14 protein-coding genes are annotated in these 17,597 nt (G+C 71.6%); 9 read left to right on the top strand and 5 right to left on the bottom strand.

What is annotated here, in order from left to right:
- Window positions 1–15 precede the first annotated feature (15 nt).
- Entirely contained in the window at window positions 16–1,182 is a 1,167-nt protein-coding gene (locus ACH4G3_RS24330; protein ID WP_397626471.1) for a THUMP-like domain-containing protein, read from the bottom strand.
- 135 nt (window positions 1,183–1,317) lie between these two features.
- Here ACH4G3_RS24330 and ACH4G3_RS24335 point away from each other — a divergent pair, with 135 nt between their 5' ends.
- The 4 genes from ACH4G3_RS24335 to groL all read left to right on the top strand — a co-directional run bounded on the left by ACH4G3_RS24335 (window position 1,318) and on the right by groL (window position 5,198).
- Window positions 1,318–2,196: a polysaccharide deacetylase family protein gene (locus tag ACH4G3_RS24335; RefSeq protein WP_397626472.1), complete on the top strand. Its 879-nt coding sequence runs from the start codon at window positions 1,318–1,320 to the stop codon at window positions 2,194–2,196.
- Entirely contained in the window at window positions 2,193–2,930 is a 738-nt protein-coding gene (locus ACH4G3_RS24340) for a polysaccharide deacetylase family protein (protein WP_397626473.1), read from the top strand. The genes ACH4G3_RS24335 and ACH4G3_RS24340 overlap by 4 nt, the downstream gene beginning before the upstream one ends.
- Before the next feature lie 217 nt (window positions 2,931–3,147).
- On the top strand, window positions 3,148–3,456 hold the full coding sequence (gene groES / locus ACH4G3_RS24345; RefSeq protein ID WP_003974211.1) for a co-chaperone GroES: 309 nt from the start codon (window positions 3,148–3,150) through the stop codon (window positions 3,454–3,456).
- A 116-nt stretch (window positions 3,457–3,572) separates the two neighbouring features.
- Window positions 3,573–5,198 carry a chaperonin GroEL gene (gene groL, locus ACH4G3_RS24350; protein WP_397626474.1) on the top strand — a complete coding sequence of 542 codons (1,626 nt, stop codon included), beginning with the start codon at window positions 3,573–3,575 and terminating at the stop codon, window positions 5,196–5,198.
- A 90-nt stretch (window positions 5,199–5,288) separates the two neighbouring features.
- Here groL and ACH4G3_RS24355 read toward each other — a convergent pair whose 3' ends face one another.
- The 3 genes from ACH4G3_RS24355 to ACH4G3_RS24365 all read right to left on the bottom strand — a co-directional run bounded on the left by ACH4G3_RS24355 (window position 5,289) and on the right by ACH4G3_RS24365 (window position 11,220).
- On the bottom strand, window positions 5,289–5,996 hold the full coding sequence (locus tag ACH4G3_RS24355; protein WP_397626475.1) for an ester cyclase: 708 nt from the start codon (window positions 5,994–5,996) through the stop codon (window positions 5,289–5,291).
- A gap of 3,663 nt (window positions 5,997–9,659) precedes the next feature.
- Window positions 9,660–10,433 (bottom strand): SDR family NAD(P)-dependent oxidoreductase, encoded by a 774-nt coding sequence (locus tag ACH4G3_RS24360; RefSeq protein WP_397626476.1) that lies wholly within the window; start codon window positions 10,431–10,433, stop codon window positions 9,660–9,662.
- Between the two features lie 118 nt (window positions 10,434–10,551).
- Entirely contained in the window at window positions 10,552–11,220 is a 669-nt protein-coding gene (locus tag ACH4G3_RS24365; protein WP_397626477.1) for an MOSC domain-containing protein, read from the bottom strand.
- An 80-nt stretch (window positions 11,221–11,300) separates the two neighbouring features.
- On the opposite strand from ACH4G3_RS24365, the gene ACH4G3_RS24370 reads away from it, so the two are divergent.
- On the top strand, window positions 11,301–12,197 hold the full coding sequence (locus tag ACH4G3_RS24370; protein WP_397626478.1) for a LysR family transcriptional regulator: 897 nt from the start codon (window positions 11,301–11,303) through the stop codon (window positions 12,195–12,197).
- A gap of 66 nt (window positions 12,198–12,263) precedes the next feature.
- Here ACH4G3_RS24370 and ACH4G3_RS24375 read toward each other — a convergent pair whose 3' ends face one another.
- Window positions 12,264–12,593, bottom strand: a complete 330-nt coding sequence (locus ACH4G3_RS24375; RefSeq protein WP_397626479.1) for a WhiB family transcriptional regulator — start codon at window positions 12,591–12,593, stop codon at window positions 12,264–12,266.
- A 380-nt stretch (window positions 12,594–12,973) separates the two neighbouring features.
- Here ACH4G3_RS24375 and ACH4G3_RS24380 point away from each other — a divergent pair, with 380 nt between their 5' ends.
- The 4 genes from ACH4G3_RS24380 (at window position 12,974) to ACH4G3_RS24395 (ending at window position 17,547) form a co-directional block, all read left to right on the top strand.
- A complete protein-coding gene (locus ACH4G3_RS24380; RefSeq protein WP_003948568.1) occupies window positions 12,974–13,585 on the top strand; it encodes a response regulator transcription factor in 612 nt (203 codons plus the stop codon).
- 487 nt (window positions 13,586–14,072) lie between these two features.
- On the top strand, window positions 14,073–14,660 hold the full coding sequence (locus ACH4G3_RS24385; RefSeq protein WP_010036508.1) for a sigma-70 family RNA polymerase sigma factor: 588 nt from the start codon (window positions 14,073–14,075) through the stop codon (window positions 14,658–14,660).
- Between the two features lie 152 nt (window positions 14,661–14,812).
- On the top strand, window positions 14,813–16,318 hold the full coding sequence (gene guaB / locus ACH4G3_RS24390) for an IMP dehydrogenase (protein ID WP_397626480.1): 1,506 nt from the start codon (window positions 14,813–14,815) through the stop codon (window positions 16,316–16,318).
- Between the two features lie 104 nt (window positions 16,319–16,422).
- Window positions 16,423–17,547: a GuaB3 family IMP dehydrogenase-related protein gene (locus ACH4G3_RS24395; RefSeq protein ID WP_355853900.1), complete on the top strand. Its 1,125-nt coding sequence runs from the start codon at window positions 16,423–16,425 to the stop codon at window positions 17,545–17,547.
- The last annotated feature ends 50 nt before the right edge of the window (window positions 17,548–17,597 follow it).

The following is a 17,597-nucleotide window of genomic DNA, read 5'->3' on the forward strand; positions in this document are numbered from 1 at the left end:
GAGAGTGCGTGGACGTCACCCCATCGGGTGCCCGATGAGCATCGCCGGTGCTCCGGCCACCCGGGTCAGGAACACCGTGGCCGAGTGCCGGCCCTGCGGCTTGACCTTCCTGCGGAGTTCCTCCGGCTCGACCGCCGAGCCGCGTTTCTTCACCGTGAGGTTGCCGACCTCCCGCTCCCGCAGCAGCGCCTTCAGCTTCTTGACGTTGAAGGGGAGGTGGTCGGTGATCTCGTAGGCGGTGGCGTACGGGGTCGGGTGCAGCTCGTCCGCGGTGACGTACGCGATCGTCGCGTCCAGCAGGCCGCCGTCGAGTTCCTCCGCCACCTCGGCGACCAGGTGGGCCCGGATGACAGCGCCGTCGGGCTCGTACAGGTAACGGCCGGGCGGGCGGACCTCCGGGTCGGGCAGGCCGCGGGAGAGCAGGGTGCGGGGGCCCGGCAGCAGGGTGGCCCGTACCGCCCCGGGTTCGGTGCCGAACCACAGGACCGCCTCCTTCACGTCGCCGCCGTCGGAGATCCACTCGGCCTCGGCGTCCTCGGGGACCGCCTCGTGCGGGATGCCGGGGGCGATCTTCAGCGCGGCGGTGCGAGGGGCGCGGCGGGCCGCGGACACCGCCCAGGACAGGGGCGGTGAGTACGCCTCGGGGTCGAAGATCCGGCCCCGGCCGCCGCGCCTGGCCGGGTCGACGAACACGGCGTCGTAACCGGCTGTGTCCACCTCCGTGACATCCGCCTCCCGCACCTCGATCAGGCCGGCCAGCCCCAGCACCTCGGCGTTCGCCCGCGCCGCCGCGGCCGTCGCCGGGTCCCGGTCGACGGCCAGGACCCGGATCCCGGCCCGGGCCAGCGCGATCGCGTCACCGCCGATGCCGCAGCACAGGTCGGCGACCGAGGTCACGCCCGACTCCGCGAGCCGCCGCGCCCGGTAGGCCGCCACACTCGCCCGGGTCGACTGCTCCACCCCGTTCGGCGTGAAGAACATCCGCGCCGCGTCCTGCGCCCCGAACTTCACCACCGCCCGCTGCCGCAGCCGCGCCTGGCCCAGCGCCGCCGACACCAGCTCGGCGGGGTGCTCGCGGCGCAACCGGGTCGCGACGGCCAGCTCCCGCGCCGGATCGGTGTCCCGCACCTCGTCGAGGAGGGCGCGGCCTTCGGGGCTGAGGAGGAGGGCGAGGTCGTTCACCGGATCATTGTGGGCCACTCGGTGGACGGCGCGCCGTCGGCCGCGGTGTCGGGGCCGATCCGGCGGGACCGGCTGCGAGGATCCCGCATCATGCGAGTAGTCGTACAAAATGACAAAAGCCGGGCATCTGGCGGTGTGCGGATCGGCCTCGTCGTACTCACCCTCGCCGCCATCGCCTCGGGCTGCGCGCAGGGCGACAGCGGACGGATCCCCGCGGCCGGCGGCCAGCAGCCCCTCGACGCGCCCCCGGCCCGCGCGCTCGACTCCTACGCCTCCAAACTGCGCGGCGCGCATGCCGTCCGGGTCGCCGCTGCGCGGCGCTGGGGAGTCAGGGCGGTCCCGCTGACCGCCCCGCCGGCCCCCGCGAAGAAGCCGAGGATCAGGACCCGCGAGGGCTTCGAGGTGCGCGGCCACCGCAGACTGAACCTCCCGCCCGTCTTCACCACCGTCCCCACCCGGGACAAGGTCGTCTTCCTCACCATCGACGACGGCGCCGAGAAGGACCCCGCGTTCCTGCGCATGATGACCGACCTGAGGGTCCCCTACAGCGCCTTCCTCAGCGGTTACCTGATCAAGGACGACTACCGCTACTTCGAGAAGATGCGGGACCGAGGCGTGGTCCTGAACAACCACACCCTCCGCCACCGCTACATGCGCGGCCTGTCGTACCGCGCGCAGAAGCGCGAGATCTGCGGCATGCAGCGCCTCATCGAGAGGCGCTACGGCACCCGCCCGACCCTCTTCCGCCCGCCGTTCGGCAGCTACGACAGGGCGACCCTGCGCGCCGCCAAGGCGTGCGGCATCGAGTACGCCCCCCTGTGGAACCAGGAGGTCTTCGCCGACCGCTGGGAGTACCGGGAGTGGGACCGGAGGCTGCACCCGGGCGACATCGTCCTCACCCACTTCCGCGGCCGTGACCAGTGGCCGGGCACGATGCCGGACATGATCCGCCGCTTCCTGGACAAGGTCACCGCCGAGGGGTACGCGGTGGGCCGGCTGGAGGACTACCTGTGAGGCGGCGGTCGTCGGCCGCCGTGGTGTGCGCCGGAGCGATCCTGCTGGCCGGCTGCGCCGGAGCCGCGGGGGAGCGCGCGGGCGCGGACGGCCGGGGCCCGTCCCCTACGCAACGGTCGAGCGACGTCCGCGGGCCGGACCGGGGCGACCTCCCACCCGTCGTGGACCACGTCCGTACCCGCGACCGGGTGGTCTTCCTGACCTACGACGACGGCGCCGAGCGCGATCCCCGCTTCGTCGGCCTCGTCCGCGAACGGCGGCTTCCGGTGAGCATGTTCCTCACGGACAGCGTCGTAGGGCCCGGCTACGGCCACTTCGCCCGCCTCCGCGCGGTCGGCGCGTCCATCCAGAACCACACCCTCGACCACCCCGCCCTGCGCGGCCTGCCCTACGCCGGCCAGCGCGCCGAGATCTGCGGCCAGCAGCACAAGCTCCGCTCCCTCTTCGGCATCCGCCCCCGCCTCTTCCGCCCGCCCTACGGCACGTACGACACGACGACCCTGCACGCCGCCGCCGACTGCGGCATCCGGGCGGTCGTCCTCTGGCGGGCCTCCCTGGAGCCCGGCGGCGCCCTGACCTACACCCGTGGCACGCCCGGCCTGCGCCCCGGCGACATCGTCTCCGTGCCGTCGGGCGAGCCCGGGTCCCCGACCCTGACGGAACGGACCGTGCGACTGCTGCGGGAGATCGAGGCGCGAGGACTGCGGGTCGGGCGGCTGGAGGACTACCTGTGATGTCTCCCCGGCATCACCCCCTGGCCGACGCGCCACCCCGGCAATTGGCACTCCGCTTGACCGAGTGCTAATCACAGTCATAGTCTCGGCTCTGGCACTCCCCACTGGAGAGTGCCAACACAGCGACGGGCAGGTCCGGCACCCGCGACGACGGATCCACCTGGTCGCCACCTCAGACAGTTAACCCCGTGAGATCTCCGAAGGGGGAGGTCGGATCGTGACGACCACCAGCTCCAAGGTTGCCATCAAGCCGCTCGAGGACCGCATCGTGGTCCAGCCGCTCGACGCCGAGCAGACCACCGCCTCTGGCCTGGTCATCCCGGACACCGCCAAGGAGAAGCCCCAGGAGGGCGTCGTCCTGGCCGTGGGCCCGGGTCGCTTCGAGGACGGCAACCGTCTTCCGCTCGACGTCTCCGTCGGCGACGTCGTGCTCTACAGCAAGTACGGCGGCACCGAGGTGAAGTACAACGGCGAGGAGTACCTCGTCCTCTCGGCCCGCGACGTGCTCGCGATCGTCGAGAAGTAATTCACCCCAAGCACATTGCTTTGAGCTGCGCCCCTGGCCCCCCGCGATCGCTAAGAAGCCGGGCGCCCGGGGCGCAGTGCCGTTACCCCTGATTCCGGAAGAGGGCTCACGCTCCCATGGCGAAGATCCTGAAGTTCGACGAGGACGCCCGTCGCGCCCTCGAGCGCGGCGTCAACAAGCTTGCCGACACGGTCAAGGTGACGATCGGCCCCAAGGGCCGCAACGTCGTCATCGACAAGAAGTTCGGCGCCCCCACCATCACCAACGACGGTGTCACGATCGCCCGCGAGGTCGAGATCGAGGACCCGTACGAGAACCTCGGTGCCCAGCTGGTCAAGGAGGTGGCGACCAAGACCAACGACATCGCGGGTGACGGTACGACCACCGCGACCGTGCTCGCCCAGGCACTCGTGCGCGAGGGCCTGAAGAACGTCGCCGCCGGTGCCTCCCCGGCCGCCCTGAAGAAGGGCATCGACGCCGCCGTCGCCGCGATCTCCGAGGACCTGCTCGCCTCGGCCCGCCCGATCGACGAGAAGTCCGACATCGCCGCCGTCGCCGCGCTGTCCGCCCAGGACCAGCAGGTCGGCGAGCTCATCGCCGAGGCGATGGACAAGGTCGGCAAGGACGGTGTCATCACCGTCGAGGAGTCCAACACCTTCGGTCTTGAACTGGACTTCACCGAGGGCATGGCCTTCGACAAGGGCTACCTGTCGCCGTACTTCGTGACGGACCAGGAGCGCATGGAAGCCGTCCTGGACGACCCGTACATCCTCATCACGCAGGGCAAGATCTCCGCCATCGCGGACCTCCTGCCGCTGCTGGAGAAGGTCATCCAGGCCAACGCCTCCAAGCCGCTGCTGATCATCGCCGAGGACGTCGAGGGCGAGGCCCTGTCGACCCTCGTCGTGAACAAGATCCGCGGCACCTTCAACGCCGTCGCGGTGAAGGCCCCCGGCTTCGGCGACCGCCGCAAGGCGATGCTGCAGGACCTGGCGGTCCTCACCGGCGCCACGGTCGTCTCCGAGGAGGTCGGCCTCAAGCTCGACCAGGTCGGCCTGGACGTCCTCGGCTCCGCCCGCCGCGTCACCGTCACCAAGGACGACACCACGGTCGTCGACGGCGCCGGCAACAAGGACGACGTGCAGGGCCGCGTCGCCCAGATCAAGGCCGAGATCGAGACCACGGACTCCGACTGGGACCGCGAGAAGCTCCAGGAGCGCCTCGCGAAGCTGGCCGGCGGGGTGTGCGTCATCCGCGTGGGTGCCGCCACCGAGGTCGAGCTGAAGGAGCGCAAGCACCGTCTGGAGGACGCCATCTCCGCGACCCGCGCCGCGGTCGAGGAGGGCATCGTCTCCGGTGGTGGCTCCGCCCTCGTCCACGCCGCCAAGGTGCTGGAGGGCAGCCTCGGCAAGTCCGGCGACGAGGCCACCGGTGTCGCGGTCGTCCGCCGCGCCGTCGTCGAGCCGCTGCGCTGGATCGCCGAGAACGCCGGCCTGGAGGGCTACGTCATCACCTCCAAGGTCGCCGAGCTGGACAAGGGCCAGGGCTTCAACGCCGCCACCGGCGAGTACGGCGACCTGGTCAAGGCCGGCGTCATCGACCCGGTCAAGGTCACCCGCTCCGCCCTGGAGAACGCCGCCTCCATCGCCTCCCTCCTGCTCACGACCGAGACCCTGGTCGTCGAGAAGAAGGAAGAGGAGGAGCCGGCCGCCGCGGGCCACGGCCACGGCCACGCCCACTGAGGCACCGACCTCTGCGAGAAGCCCCCGTTCCGCCACGTGCGGAACGGGGGCTTCTCCCTTAACGGGGGCTTCTCCCTTATGGGGGTTCCGTCACAACTCCAGCGGGTCCAGCGCCCCGAGCTGCTGCATCAGCCCCAGCCGGTCGTACTGCCACCACCCCTCGGCGACCTTCCCGTCCGGCGTGCACCGGTGGACGGTCGTCCCGGTCATGGTGACGTCCTTCCCGGTCGGCGGAATCCCGAGGAACTCCCCCTTGTGGTGCCCCTTCCAGGTCCACCGCGTGCACACCCGGTCGCCCTGGGCGATCTGGTCCTCGATCGTGAACGAGAAGTCGAACCCGCCCCGCCACACCTCCACCTCGCGCCGCAACGCGTCCAGCCCGATGACGTCCTGCACATTGGCCGGATCGTGGTCGTGGTAGTCCTCGATGAACACGTCGTTGAACGCGGGCGCCGCACCCTGCCCGGGCGCCAGCTCGAAGAACCTGCGCGCGGTGGCCGAGTTCAGCTGCTCGTCCCGTACCACGTCCAGGTCCGTGAACGTCGGCGTCTCGTCGCAGAGCGCCACCATGTCCTGGAAGATCCGGTCGGTCTCCGGAAGCCCGGAGTTCCGCATCGCCTCCTCGTACGACGGGAACTCCACGATCTCGACGATGTGCGAGGAGTCGGCCCGGTCCTTGGCCACCACACTGTGCGTCGCGGTCCGCTTCCCCTTGGTCTGCTCGACCCACCTGTCCATCAGCCGGTTCATCTCGTCGAGCCGGCTGGTCCTGCATTCGATGAGCTGTACGAAGGTCATGGCCTCGCCTCCGGCCCCCCTGGGTCCGGCTGAACAGCTCCATTGTCCCAACGGGAGCTGCTCGTCGCCTCCCGGCACTTTGGCATCATGAGGCCATGCGCTGGTGGGGGAAGCGGGGGGAGCGGTCGGTGACCGCGGGCGGTGACATCACGGTGGCCGTCACCGGCGATCACAACCGCGTCCTGCTCACCCCGCCGGTACGGTCGGCGTACTGGGAGCAGGTCCGCCGCATCGCCCCGCCCCAACTCGTCGACCGTGAGGAGGAGTCGGCCGAGCTGTCGGCCTTCTGCACGGCCGACTCCGGCCCGGCGTACGCCTGGTGGCGCGCGGGCGCCTGGGCCGGCAAGACGGCGTTGCTGTCCTGGTTCGCCCTGCACCCCCCGCAGGGCGTACGGATCGTCCCGTTCTTCATCACGGCCCGCCTGGGCGCCCAGAACGACGTCGCGGCGTACGTGGACGTCGTACTCGAGCAGCTGGCGGAGCTGTCCGGAGAAGCCCTCCCCGCCCACCTGACCGTGGCGACCCGCGAGGCCCACCTCCTGTACCTGTGCGGCGCCGCCGCCCGCGCCTGTGCCGAGCGCGGTGAACGTCTGGTCCTCCTGGTGGACGGCCTGGACGAGGACCGCGGCGTCACGACCGGCCCGGATGCCCACAGCATCGCGAGCCTGCTGCCCACCCGCCCGGAGGCGGGGATGCGGGTCCTGGTCGCGGGGCGGCTCAACCCGCCGTTGCCCGGTGACGTACCCGAGGACCATCCGCTGCGCGACCCCGCGATCGTCCGGACGCTGTCGCCGTCCCCGTACGCCCGGGCGATCCGCGCGGAGGCGGAACGGGAGCTGAAGCGGCTGATCGAGGCGGGCGGCCTGGAGCACGACCTGCTGGGCCTGGTGGCGGCGGCGGGCGGCGGCCTGACGGCCGAGGACCTGGCCGCGCTCACCGGAGCCGTTCCGTACCGGGTACGGGATGTCCTGAGCACCCGGGCGGGACGGACCTTCGGCCTGCGAGTCGACGTCTACCTGCTCGGTCACGAGGAGTTGCAGTCCCAGGCGGAGGAGATGCTCGGCACGTCCGAGATGGACCTCTACCGCTCGAAACTGCACGCGTGGGCGGAGGAGTGGCGCGGGCGGGGCTGGCCGGAGGAGACCCCGCAGTACCTGTTGCGGGGGTACTTCCGGATGCTCCGGTCCGCCGGTGACCTGGAGCGGATGCTCCGGTGCGGGACGGACACCCGGCGTCAGGAGCGCATGCTGGCCCGCACCGGCAGTGACGCGTCCGCCGTGAACGAGATCCACCTCACCGAGGACCTGATCATCGAGCGCGGTGCGCGCCGGCCGCTCGACTCACTGCGCCTGGCGATCCACCGGGAACGGCTGGCCGACCGCAGCGCGGGCGCCCCGGACTCACTGCCGCACGCCTGGGCCCTGGCCGGGCACACCGGCCGGGCCGTCGCACTGGCCCGCAGCCTCCCGGACGGTCATCGCCGGGCCATGGGCCTGGCCGCCGTCGCCGATGTGCTGCTGGAGCGCGGCGACCGTGACGGGGCGCTGGACCTGCTCGTCGAGGCGGCCGAGGCCGCCCGCCAGGGGGAGGGGCAGAGCCGGGACGACCTGGCGCGCTGCAAGGTGGCGGACCTCTTCGCCCGGGCCGGGCAGTTCGACAGTGCGGCAACGCTCGCGCGGACGGTCAGCACCCAGCACTTCGACGTCCAGGCGTACGTTCAGGTCGGCGAGGCCTGCCTCGCGGCCCAGCGGTGGGATCTCGCACAGCACCTGATCGACGGCGCGCCCAACGAGGCCTGCCGCACCGGTATGGAGAACACCGTGATAGCGGCTCACGCCGCCGCAGGCCGTCACGCCGAGGCGGAGGCGATGGCGAGGGCCACCCAACCGGGTGCCCGCGCCGGCGCGCTGATCACGCTGGCCGCCGCACTGCGCGAGTCCGGACAGCACCGCCGCGCCGATGCCCTCTGCGCCGAGGCCGTGGGATGGGCGCGGGACCGTGCGGAAGCCGAAGAGGTGGTGGGCCTCCTGGCCGAGGCAGGCGAGTTCGACCAGGCCGAGGCGTTCCTGGCCGGCCTGCGGGGCGAGCCGGATCACGAGGCGGCCGCGGGGGAGTTGACCGGGTGGCTGGCGTGGGCCGGAGAGCTCGACCGGGCCGAGGCACTGCTCGGCATGCTCGACCCTCGCGCACACCACCGCGCGCTGCTGGATGTGGCACAGGCCCGGGCGAGAGCCGGGCGCTACGAGCAGGCCGAGGCCCTGGCCCGGGACATCCCTCTCCCGGATGTCGCGCAGGCAGCGCTGCGCTCGATCGTGCGCATCATGGCGGACGGGGGCGAGACCGACCGGGCCGAGTCGCTGGCACGCATCCTCGGCCCGCGAATGGAGGGCCTGTCAGCCCTCCACGAGGTCGTCGAATCCCTGGCGCAGTCCGGAGACCCGGACCGGGCCCGGACGCTCGCCGATTCCCTGCCCCACCCGGTGGAGCACGCGCATGCGTCTCTCGAAGTGGCTGCCGCACTGGCGCGGGCGGGACGGCGCGAGGAAGCCGCGTGGATCCTGCTGGCCGTCGAGAACCGGACACGAGTGCTCCATCCGCTGACGGCCGCCCGGAAGCTCGGCGTCGCCGCCACGGCGCTGGCCGAAGCGGGGCACCGGGAAGCGGCGCTCGCGGTGCTCGACGGGACCGAGACGCTGGTCGCGGACCCGCACGCCTCCGCGTGGGAGTACATCTCGTCCCTGCGGGCGCTGGTCGCCGCCCGCACGGCCACCGGCCAGCTGGACCGGGCGGTGACGCTGGCCGGCCGGGCACCCGACGACTACGAACGGCGAAACCTCCTGGCCCCGGTGGTGCAGGGATGGGCCAGGTCCGGTGAGGTGGCCCGGGCCGTAGCGGTGATGACGGCCGAGGCCGAGGCGGACTACGCACTCGCGGGACTCCTGGCGTCGCTGGACGTGCCGTTCGCTCGCGGGCTGGCCGAAGCCGGCGACGTGGAAGCGGCCGAGGAGCATGTGCGCAGGAGCGCCGGACCGGGAGCCCGGACCTCAGCGCTCTGCGCGCTCGCCGTGACGATGACCGAGTCGGGTCACACCGACAGGGCACGGCGCATCGTCGATGAGGTGATCACGATGGAGGGCGAGTACGACCGCCCCTCCACGTTGGAGCTGAGCGCTCTGGTCAGGGCCCTCGCCGCGGCCGGGGAGGTCGAGGCCGCCCGGGCCGCGCTCGACGCCATACGGCCGCTGGGCCGGCCGAGTGGTTCCGCCTGGTACATCGGGGCCACAGCCGTTGCCGAGGCCCTGACCGCCCTCGGGCACCACGACCGTGCCAGGGAAACGCTGCAGACCATCGAGGACCCGTACGACCGCGCTCAGGGGACGCTCGCCCTGGTCGAGGTGCTGGCCGCGTCGGGAGAGTGCGCCCGTGCCGAGGAACTCGCACGGACGTTGTCCGCTCCGGCGACGCTGTCCAGGACCTGGGCGCGCATCGCGGCCGCGACGACCGACGGCGAACAGGCCCGACGACTGACTGCCCTGGCCCTCCAGGGCGGTGAGTGGGCGTCGGCCCTGCCCGCCCTCCTCAGGCAGGCACGCGACGTGGTTCCGCTCGTGGTGGAGGCCGCCGACGCGATGAAGTCCGCCTGCGGGCAGCACGCCGGGGCTGCTACTGGGGCCCGTACTTCCGCCCCGTCCTGGACGACACCGCCCCGAGCATCCCCCGCGGCACCAGCTTCGCCGCCCCCATCAGCGCCTTGTACCTCGGGTCCGGGATCGACACCGTCTTCCCCCGGGCCAGATCGTTGAGCGCCGCCGCCACCAGCTTGTCCGCGTCGAGCCACATCCAGGCCGGGATGTTGTCCGTGCCCATGCCGGCCCGCTCGTGGAACTCGGTGCGCACGAAGCCGGGGCAGAGCGCCATCAGCCGTACGCCGCTGCCGGCCAGGTCGCGCGCGGCGCCCTGGGAGAACTGCACGACCCAGGCCTTGGACGCGCCGTAGGTGCCCCGCGGGACGAACGCGGCCACCGACGCGACGTTCACGACGCCGCCGCGGCCGCGCTCCCGCATGGCCTCCGTCGCCGCCGACGTCAGCCGCAGCACCGCCTCGCAGTGCACCTTCAGCATCCGCAGCTCGTCGGCCATGGGGACGTCGAGATAGCGGCCCTTGTTGCCGAAGCCGGCGTTGTTCACCAGCAGGTCGACGGGGTTCTTGCGGTCGCCCAGCCGGTCGGCCACCGACTCGATGCCCTTGTCCTCGGCGAGGTCGGCCGTCAGCACCTCCGCCTCGATGCCGTGCCGGTCGTGCAGCTCGGTCGCCTGTTCCCGCAGTCGCTTGGTGTCGCGGGCCACCAGCACGAGGTTGTGCCCGTCCGCCGCCAGTCGCCGCGCGAACGCGGCCCCGATGCCTGCCGTCGATCCCGTAATCAGAGCCGTTGTCATGGCAGAAGGTTAGTGACCTGGACCATGTGCATCCGCTTCCCTCCGGGGGTCTCGCCGGTGAAGGGTCGGTGCAGACCCGCACGCCGACGGGCCGTCGGGCCCGGCCGGCGAGCGGCCGTCAGGCCCCGTGCTTCTCCGCGTACTCCCGCGCCAGCCTCAGCGACTCCGGGTGCAGCGCCTCGCCCGCCGGCAGCAGCCGCGGCAGCAGCGTCCGCTCGGTGGTCACCGCCCGGAACTGGAGGGCCACCGTCACGTCGTGGTCCGGCCGGTGCACGATCTCGACGGAGTCGCCCGCCCGTATCTCGCCGGGCTCGATCACCCGCAGATACGCCCCGGGCGCACCGCGCTGCGTGAACCGCTTCACCCAGTGCTTCTCGTCCAGATGGGCCTGGAACGTGCGGCACGGGATCCGGCCGCAGGTGACCTCCAGCACCACCTCGGGCCCGATGCGCCAGCGCTCGCCGATCCGCGCGCCGGACACGTCGACACCCTGTGTCGTGAGGTTCTCGCCGAACGCCCCGGCGGGCAGCGTCCGGCCCAGCTCGCGTTCCCACGCGTCCATGTCCTCGCGCGCCATCGCGTAGACCGCCTGGTCGTCGCCGCCGTGGTGCTCCAGCTTGCACACCGCGTCCCCTGCCAGCCCGCTCCCGCCGACGCCCTTGGGCCCGGGCGCCGAGACCCGCACCGGCCCGTCCACCGGCCGCTTGTCGATTCCGGTCACACCCTCCGGGTTGTCCGTGTACGGCACAGCCTTGGCCCGGCCCAGATTCACAGACAGAAGCTTCATGCCCGCACGGTAGGGGACCCGGCCCCAAAGCGTCGACGCATTATTCGGAGTGCCTTAAAAGGGGCGCTTATCCTCGAAGGGTGATCGAAGCCCGTCATCTCCGCGTCCTGCGCGCCGTCGCCGCCACCGGTTCCTTCTCCGCCGCCGGCCGAGAACTGGGCTGCACCCAGCCCGCCGTCAGCCAGCAGATGAAGGCCCTGGAAGCCTCCGTCGGCACTCCTCTGCTGATCCGCACGGGACGCGAGATGCGCCTGACCCAGGCCGGCGAGGCGCTGGTGCGGCACGCCGCCGGGATCCTCGCGGGACTCACGGCCGCCGAGGAGGAGGTCGCCGCCATCGCCGGGCTGCGGGCGGGCCGGGTGCGGCTCGTCTCCTTCCCCAGCGGCAGCTCCACGCTCGTGCCGACGGCCCTCGCCGCGCTGCGCGACGCGCACCCCGGCACCCGGGTCTTCCTGGAGGAGGCCGAACCGCCCGCGTCCGTCGGCATGCTGCGCGAGGGTGACTGCGACGTGGCGCTGGCCTTCCGCTACGAGGGGGCGGCGGGCGCCGAGGAGTGGGAGGACCTCGTCGTACGGCCGCTGCTGACGGACCGGCTCGTCGCGCTCGTGCCGGAGCGGCACCGGCTCGCGGGCGCGCAGGCCGTCGCGATCGGGGAACTCGCGCGGGAGCCGTGGATCGCGGGCTGCCCGCGCTGCCGTGGCCAGCTCGTCGAGGTGTGCGCGGCGGCCGGCTTCACCCCGCGCATCGACTTCGCGACCGACGACTACCCGGCGGTCGCCGGCCTCGTCGGCGCCGGTCTGGGCGTGGCCGTACTGCCCCAGCTGGCCATCGAGTCCGTACGGCCCCGGGGGGTACGGACCGTGACCCTGGAACCGGCGGTGCGCCGGGAGATCGTCGCGCTCACCCTGCCCGACCTCGCACAGGTCCCGGCGGTGGCGGCGACGCTCGGCCAGCTGGCACGGGCCGCCCACCGCTAGCCACAGCGCAAGCGCGTCAAACACCAATGGCACGCATGCGCGTGCCTGTCTCGCAGAAACGTTCCTTCAGCTGTTCGAGGCGGCGTGCCCGCCCGATGTCGACGCCGACACCAGCCGGTTGCGCGCCCGCCCCATCAACTCTTCGCGCTCGTCCTCGGTCAGTCCGCCCCACACGCCGTACGGTTCCCGCACCGCCAGCGCATGGGCGGCGCACTCGGCACGCACAGGGCACCTCATGCAGACCTCTTTGGCCGAGTTCTCGCGAGCACTCCGAGCCGCACCGCGCTCGCCCTCCGGATGGAAGAAGAGCGAGCTGTCCACCCCGCGACAGGCAGCCAGCAGCTGCCAGTCCCACAGGTCCGCGTTCGGTCCGGGAAGGCGGGAGAAATCTGCCATTACGTGACCCCTTGTAGCCGTTCTGGGCGGATCCGGTGTCCACGACCGTACAACTACGATCTAAGGAGATGAAAATATGACTCATTGCGAATCTAGCTCCAGACACTGGCAAAGCGGAAGAAATAGGTCCGAACGGGGCATAGGTTGTGATGAAAGTTCGAGGGTCTGTTGCGCATGTCTGCACCGTGTCCGGCCCCTCACGTAGAGTGCCGAAGATGGCAACCGCCCCCGTAACTCTTTCGAGTGACCGTCGTTGAGAGTGCGAGGCGGTTGAAGGAACAAGCGCTCGGGCAGGCGTCCGAGACGGTCGACCGCACAGGTGACGATTTCGTACCAGCCTGGAGGCTCAAGGTGACGCGCATCAGCTGCGGAGGGCGGTCATGACTTCCGTCCTCGTCTGCGACGACTCCCCGCTTGCCCGAGAGGCGCTCCGTCGTGCGGTGGCGACCGTGCCCGGCGTAGAGCGCGTGACGACGGCGGCCAACGGCGAGGAAGTCCTCCGCCGCTGGGGGGCCGACCGCTCGGACCTGATTCTGATGGACGTACGCATGCCCGGCCTGGGCGGCGTCGAGACGGTCCGGCGGCTGCTGTCCGCCGACCCCGGTGCGCGCATCATCATGCTCACCGTCGCCGAGGACCTGGACGGCGTGGCCCTCGCGGTCGCCGCCGGTGCCCGCGGCTATCTGCACAAGGACGCCTCCCGCGCGGAGCTCCGCGCGACGGTGACACAGGCCCTTGCCGACCCGACCTGGCGGCTCGCCCCGCGCCGGCTGCGCTCGGCCGAGATGGGCGCCGCGCCGACGCTCACGGCGCGTGAGATCCAGGTCCTCGAAGGCATGAGCCACGGCCGCTCGAACGCGGAGATCGGCCGCGAGCTGTTCCTCTCCGAGGACACCGTCAAGACGCACGCCCGGCGCCTGTTCAAGAAGCTCGGCGCCTCGGACCGGGCTCACGCCGTGGCGCTCGGCTTCCGGTGGGGTCTGGTGCGCTAGGGCCTGTCCTTCGGATCCTCCGGACCGGGCCGGCTTCGACGCGCGGTATCCGGCCGGGGGCGGAAAGCGGGGGCACGCGAATGCCCCCGCGCGAGCCGTACACGCGTGTGCCGAAGCCGGCGGCCGACGACGGTCCCGCAGGGGATCCGTCCCTGCCCGGGCAAGGTCGAGAGCCCGGGAGGGCGCACGCGAGGAGCCACGGCCCCGGGATGATCCGAACGGCAGGCCCCAGGGGCGATCGCGGCGGTCAGAGTGGGGGCACGGAAAGCCAGGTCGGCGGGGGTGGACCCGGGGTCCGCCGGGAGCCCGCTGCTCGTTTCGCCGCGGATGCCGCATCCTTGAGGGTGTGGAGTTCCTCGGGGACGAGTCGGTCGAGCGGAAGGGGAGGGCGCAGGGGATGAGTTCCGGCGCACCTGCTCATAACGCTTCGGTGCACAACAACGGGCGCGGTGCCACGGACCCGGCGGCCGCAAGGCACCATGGACCGATGCGCGACGACGAGGCGGTCAATGCCCAAGGGGCGATCGGCGCGCTCGTCCACCGCGCCGTCGACGGGGACGAGCAGGCCACGCACGACCTGCTCGCCCATGTCCACCCCTTGGCCCTGCGCTACTGCCGCACCCGCCTGTCGCGCCTCCCGGGCGACGCCCGGCACTTCGTGGAGGACCTCGCCCAGGAGGTCTGCGTGGCGGTGCTCCTCGCACTGCCCCGCTACCGGGACACCGGGCGCCCGTTCGAGGCGTTCGTCTTCGCCATCGCCGCCCACAAGGTCGCCGACCTCCAGCGCGCGGCGATGCGCCACCCCGGCTCGACGGCCGTCCCCTCCGACGAGATGCCGGAGCGGCCCGACGACTCCCTGGGACCGGAGGAGCGCGCCCTGCTCAGCAGCGACGCGGAATGGGCCAAGAAACTGCTGGCCAACCTGCCCGAGAACCAGCGGGAGCTGCTGCTGCTGCGGATCGCGGTGGGTCTGACGGCCGAGGAGACGGGCCAGATGTTGGGAATGTCACCCGGCGCGGTCCGGGTGGCGCAGCACAGGGCGCTGAGCCGGCTGCGGGCGCTGGCCGAGCAGTAGCTCTCGGGAACAACCCCTTTGTTGAACAGGCGGTGCGCTGCTTCCGTACGAACATACGAAGCCCGGAGCCAGGCGGAACCGTGGAATGAGACAGCTGCGCTTCCCGTTAGCATGGACATCCGCACCGATCAAGGCCATTTGGGGAAGGTGTCATGACTGCCAACGTCGACGGAGTGCCCGGTAAATTCGCGACACTCGGGCTGACCTACGACGACGTGCTGCTGCTGCCGGGTGCATCCGAAGTGCTCCCCAACGCGGTCGACACCTCGTCCCGCATCTCCCGCAACGTGCGGGTCAACATCCCGCTGCTGTCCGCCGCCATGGACAAGGTCACCGAGTCGCGCATGGCGATCGCGATGGCCCGCCAGGGCGGCGTCGGCGTCCTGCACCGCAACCTCTCCATCGACGACCAGGTCAACCAGGTCGACCTGGTGAAGCGGTCCGAGTCCGGGATGGTCACCGACCCCATCACGGTGCACCCGGACGCGACGCTCGGCGAGGCCGACGCCCTGTGCGCCAAGTTCCGCATCAGCGGCGTCCCCGTCACCGACGGCAACGGCAAGCTGCTCGGCATCGTCACCAACCGCGACATGGCCTTCGAGACCGACCGCTCCCGTCAGGTGCGCGAGGTCATGACCCCCATGCCCCTGGTGACCGGCAAGGTCGGCATCTCCGGCCCCGACGCCATGGAGCTGCTGCGCCGTCACAAGATCGAGAAGCTTCCGCTGGTCGACGACGCGGGTGTCCTCAAGGGCCTCATCACGGTCAAGGACTTCGTCAAGGCGGAGCAGTACCCCAACGCGGCCAAGGATGCCGAGGGCCGTCTCCTCGTGGGCGCCGCCGTGGGTGCCAGCCCCGAGGCCCTGGAGCGGGCCCAGGCGCTCGCCGCCGCCGGTGTGGACTTCCTGGTCGTCGACACCTCGCACGGCCACAACAGCAACGCCCTCAGCTGGATGTCCAAGATCAAGTCGAGCGTCGGCGTCGACGTGATCGGCGGCAACGTCGCCACGCGCGACGGCGCCCAGGCGCTGATCGACGCCGGTGTCGACGGCATCAAGGTGGGCGTCGGCCCCGGCTCGATCTGTACCACCCGGGTGGTCGCCGGTATCGGCGTCCCGCAGGTCACCGCCATCTATGAGGCGTCCCTCGCCGCCCGCCCGGCCGGTGTGCCGCTGATCGGTGACGGCGGTCTGCAGTACTCGGGCGACATCGGCAAGGCGCTCGCCGCGGGTGCCGACACGGTCATGCTGGGCAGCCTGCTCGCCGGCTGTGAGGAGTCCCCGGGCGAGCTGCAGTTCATCAACGGCAAGCAGTTCAAGTCGTACCGCGGCATGGGCTCGCTCGGTGCGATGCAGTCCCGCGGCCAGGCCAAGTCGTACTCCAAGGACCGCTACTTCCAGGCCGAGGTCGGCTCCGACGACAAGCTCGTGCCCGAGGGCATCGAGGGCCAGGTGCCCTACCGCGGCCCGCTGGCCAACGTGCTGCACCAGCTCGTCGGCGGTCTGCGCCAGACGATGGGCTACGTGGGCGCCGCCTCCATCGAGGAGATGGAGACCAAGGGCCGCTTCGTCCGGATCACCTCCGCCGGTCTCAAGGAGAGCCACCCGCACGACATCCAGATGACGGTCGAGGCACCCAACTACAGCCGTAGTAAGTAGTCCCCAGGCCTGCCGAGGGCGGTTCCGGAGCATCCGGGGCCGCCCTCTCCATGCCCGTCGGCGATACTGGAAGACGCTGAAACGCAAAGGGAAAGGCCACCAACGTGACTGAGATCGAGATCGGGCGCGGCAAGCGCGGCCGCCGGGCGTACGCCTTCGACGACATCGCCGTCGTCCCCAGCCGCCGTACGCGGGACCCGAAGGAGGTCTCGATCGCCTGGCAGATCGACGCCTACCGCTTCGAGCTGCCGTTCCTGGCCGCCCCCATGGACTCGGTCGTCTCCCCGGCCACCGCCATCCGCATCGGCGAGCTCGGCGGCCTCGGCGTGCTGAACCTCGAAGGTCTGTGGACGCGCTACGAGGACCCGCAGCCGCTGCTCGACGAGATCGCCGAGCTGCCCGCCGAGGCCGCGACCCGGCGCCTCCAGGAGATCTACGCCGCGCCCATCAAGGAGGAGCTGATCGGCGCGCGGATCAAGGAGGTGCGCGACTCGGGCGTGGTCACGGCCGCGGCGCTCTCCCCGCAGCGCACGGCCCAGTTCTCCAAGGCCGTCGTCGACGCGGGCGTGGACATCTTCGTCATCCGCGGTACGACGGTCTCGGCGGAGCACGTCTCCGGTTCGCACGAGCCGCTGAACCTGAAGCAGTTCATCTACGAGCTGGACGTCCCGGTGATCGTCGGCGGCTGCGCCACGTACACCGCGGCCCTGCACCTGATGCGCACCGGCGCGGCCGGCGTGCTGGTCGGCTTCGGCGGCGGCGCCGCGCACACCACGCGCAACGTGCTGGGCATCCAGGTCCCGATGGCGACCGCGGTCGCCGACGTGGCCGCGGCCCGCCGCGACTACATGGACGAGTCCGGCGGCCGGTACGTGCACGTGATCGCGGACGGCGGTGTCGGCTGGTCCGGCGACCTGCCCAAGGCGATCGCCTGCGGCGCCGACGCCGTCATGATGGGCTCCCCGCTCGCCCGCGCGACCGACGGGCCGGGCAAGGGCCACCACTGGGGCATGGAGGCGGTGAACGAGGAGCTGCCGCGCGGCAAGAAGGTCGCCCTCGGCACGGTCGGCACGATCGAGGAGATCCTCACGGGCCCGTCCCACACGCCCGACGGCTCGATGAACCTCTTCGGCGCGCTGCGGCGGGCGATGGCCACGACCGGGTACAGCGAGCTGAAGGAGTTCCAGCGGGTCGAGGTGACGGTGGCGGACTCGCAGCACCGGCGGTAGTCCGTTCCAGAACTGATAAGGGCCTGGTCACTCGGGGGAGTGGCCGGGCC

It is taken from the genome of Streptomyces afghaniensis (assembly GCF_044327915.1).
Taxonomy (GTDB): Bacteria; Actinomycetota; Actinomycetes; order Streptomycetales; family Streptomycetaceae; genus Streptomyces; species Streptomyces afghaniensis.